Here is a 3,055-nt window from a genome sequence, read left to right on the forward strand (position 1 = left end):
CACCGTTTTCGAAAACCCTTCTTGGTCTCAAGGATGGTCGGTTTGCCACCTTTTTTGTCCTGTTTTCTGTCGGTTGAGGTTTTTGCACGGTACGGGAGTGGTGATCAGACGATCCGACTATACAATATGAGTATTGAATCGTGGATAAATAATGCGTGTGAACGAGCGACAAGGAATTTTAGAGAGAGCGAATGGAAAGCTTTCTTTCTAGGTGAATGCTTGTTTGACGTCAGAGGTGCTTGGACAGATATAGGGAGAAAATAATGGATGAGGTTTTTAAAGGGTACGGGTTTTTACACGGTACGGGATTGAGAGGATTCGTGGGCTTTAGCAGGATTGGGAAGAAAGCCGTCAGTTCTGGCGAGAGATGGATACGTGAGCGAGCAACTGGATCAATCATACTAAAATACATGCTATAATATGTAGTATAATACATACTAAAGGAGCATGAGATGCAAGAAATTGTTGGTGTGACCGAATTACAACGTCGTTTCCGCTCGTTTTTTGACCAGGTGGTTCAAAAGAATATGCCACTCGTTTTAACGCGTGGGTCTCGTCCCGAAGCCGTGATGATCCCCTATCAGGATTATTTGCGTTTTCAGCAAATGCAGGAAAGCGAAGTTCTCGCACGTTTTGACAGGGTTTGGGAGAAACTAGGGGAACTCAACGCCGAATACAGCGATGATGAAATCGCTGCCGATATCAGAGCCGCGCGCAAGAGCTAGATGATGCGCGCCGTCATTGACACGGGTGTTTTCGTCAGCGCATTGATTCGCCCACAAGGGAAAACGGGGGCTGTTTTGCAAGCCCTAAAAGATAAGCGCTTTACGATGATCTATTCAACCGATATTTTGGTGGAAATCATTGATGTTTTGGGGCGGGATAAATTCCGCAGCAAATACCATATTTCTCCAGATGACATCGCTGCGCTGATTGATTTGATTCGCCTGCGCGGGGAGTTGGTGATTCCTTCCAAAAAGCTGACTGTCTGTCGCGACCCCAAAGATGATATTTTTCTCGAAGCCGCTCTGGAAGGCAAAGCGGAATATATCGTTTCGGGCGATTTTGATTTGCTTGATATGAAATCCTTTGAAAATATTCCTATCCTACGCGTAGCAGAATTTTTGGCACGTATCTAATCCCGTACCGTGCAAAAACCTCATCCGAAGTGTTTTACTCTAGAAAAACGGCGTAGGGTTTAAAAACATCATCCGTATTTTTCCTCTATAAATACAGATGAGGTTTTTAAAGGGTACGAGGTGTTGGCGCTGCTTGCCATAAGCCGATAAAAAGTGTGGTTTGACAAATCGCGCTACGTAACGACTTGTGACCAATAAAGAGGAAAAATGCCCAATATCAAAATACAACGCGAAGCAGTTTACAAAGATTTTGCCACCACTCCTGGACCATGCCCTAAATGCGGCGGTGTCTTGGAACAAACCAACTTTCCCTATATGGTTGCCACTCGCACCGGCACTCGGATAGAAGATTCTTTCCTGATCAGTGGTGATTTTGGTTGGTTTTGTCAATCTTGCCCGGTGGTGGTTCTCAATCAATCTGAGCTACGCAAAATGATGGGTTTCAGTAAGCCTGGCTGGAAAATTGGCTCGGAAATTCTTGTTCTGGGCATTATGGACTTGGATGCCATCCCTGAAAACAAACGCCATCTTCCCATCGGCTCTCCGGAAATGCCGAACGTGTTGGTCAAATTCCGAAACTTGGATGACAAAAAGCCTGCATCTAGAAAACGTCACAAAAAAACTAGAAGCAAAACATCATGAACAGGAAGTCCGATACCACTGTCTGGACCCAGAAAAACGCCACCCTGAGTCACAAAACCGTTGAAATACGGGACTCTTTTCTAAAACAATAAAACACACCCAAATCACATAATGCCTCGCAAACGAAAAACCCCATCCCAATTGATCGGCGCTGAATTGCTTCAATCCGATTTTGTCGTCAACAACACAACAAAAATATTCCACACCCCCGCGGTGGAAAAAATCATGAATGAAGCCATGCTCCTCTTACGCGCCGGAAAAGGTGCGCAGGCGGAAGTCCTTTTGCGCAAGGCGCTTACGCTTGAACCGGTTAAGCCCGACCTGCTCAACAATCTGGCGCAGGCTTTAGAATTTCAGGGACTTAAAGAGGATTCGTTGTGCATTAGCGAAACAATTCTCATTCTTTTTCCTGATTATCTTTTCGCCCGCACGGCGTTAGCTCACGCCTCCATCCACGACGGCGGTTATGAAGACGCACTTGACCTGCTAACGCCTTTGTTTTCTCGCCGCGAGTTTCACGTCAGCGAATACAACGCGCTTTGTTCCGCGTTGATTGAATTATCCCTTTTGACGAATCAATACCATTCGGCGCGCGTCTGGTTCGATACATGGTCGCAGCCAGACCCTAAAAATCCCCAACTGGATATTTACAGGGAATTGCTCAAAAAGATTATCGTATGAAGGAGTGATCGTATGACCTCTAAATCCAACGACTCGGCTTGGACAACCAAAGGCGGCACGCTGAGTCACAAAACCGCTCAAAAGGAATTCGGCTTGACCTTCGATGAAATTGTCGCGGGCATCAATGCAGGAAAACTTCAATACCGTGAGAACAACACCTACGGAAGTCCTTTTCTGAGATTGATTCGCAGCGAAGTGGAAGCGCTGGTCGATGAAAAGTATGGGAAAAACTACCTGAACAAAAAGAAATGGAAGAAGGAATTATCGGAAACCAAGAAGACTTTGAAAGCGTTGAAAGCACAAATGCTTGGATTAGAAACGAGAAAAGCCGAACTTCTGGCTCTTTTGAGCGACAAAGATGAATAAATTCCCCTCTGCCAAAGAAAAGACTGACCTGCGTGTGGAGACGTATATCAAAGATTGGAATTGGGACGCAGCCTCGCATGAGTTTGCCCTGCAAATGGGCGCGTTCCTGCTTCAATTTATAGATCACCTGCGTTCCAGCGGTCTGTCACAGAAAACCATCCGCAAGCATGAAGCTAATTGTTGGCTGATCGGTGCTTTTGAATGTGATTATGGCGATCACGATGTTT

General features: G+C 45.7%; 6 protein-coding genes. All 6 read left to right on the plus strand.

Annotated elements, in window-relative coordinates; genetic code table 11:
- Nucleotides 1-452: 452 nt before the first annotated feature.
- Nucleotides 453-725, plus strand: a complete 273-nt coding sequence (locus tag AC3DOM_RS17080) for a type II toxin-antitoxin system Phd/YefM family antitoxin (RefSeq protein WP_487920241.1) — start codon at nucleotides 453-455, stop codon at nucleotides 723-725.
- A gap of 3 nt (nucleotides 726-728) precedes the next feature.
- Nucleotides 729-1,139: a putative toxin-antitoxin system toxin component, PIN family gene (locus AC3DOM_RS17085; protein ID WP_487920242.1), complete on the plus strand. Its 411-nt coding sequence runs from the start codon at nucleotides 729-731 to the stop codon at nucleotides 1,137-1,139.
- 207 nt (nucleotides 1,140-1,346) lie between these two features.
- Nucleotides 1,347-1,781: a hypothetical protein gene (locus AC3DOM_RS17090; protein WP_487920243.1), complete on the plus strand. Its 435-nt coding sequence runs from the start codon at nucleotides 1,347-1,349 to the stop codon at nucleotides 1,779-1,781.
- Between the two features lie 111 nt (nucleotides 1,782-1,892).
- Nucleotides 1,893-2,462, plus strand: coding sequence for a hypothetical protein (locus AC3DOM_RS17095; RefSeq protein WP_487920244.1), 570 nt, complete (start codon nucleotides 1,893-1,895; stop codon nucleotides 2,460-2,462).
- 12 nt (nucleotides 2,463-2,474) lie between these two features.
- Nucleotides 2,475-2,828 (plus strand): hypothetical protein, encoded by a 354-nt coding sequence (locus AC3DOM_RS17100; protein WP_487920245.1) that lies wholly within the window; start codon nucleotides 2,475-2,477, stop codon nucleotides 2,826-2,828.
- Nucleotides 2,821-3,055 (plus strand): hypothetical protein (locus AC3DOM_RS17105; RefSeq protein WP_487920246.1); only part of this gene is annotated, 235 nt, incomplete at its 3' end. The genes AC3DOM_RS17100 and AC3DOM_RS17105, both read left to right, overlap by 8 nt.

It is taken from the genome of Candidatus Desulfolinea nitratireducens (assembly GCF_982879505.1).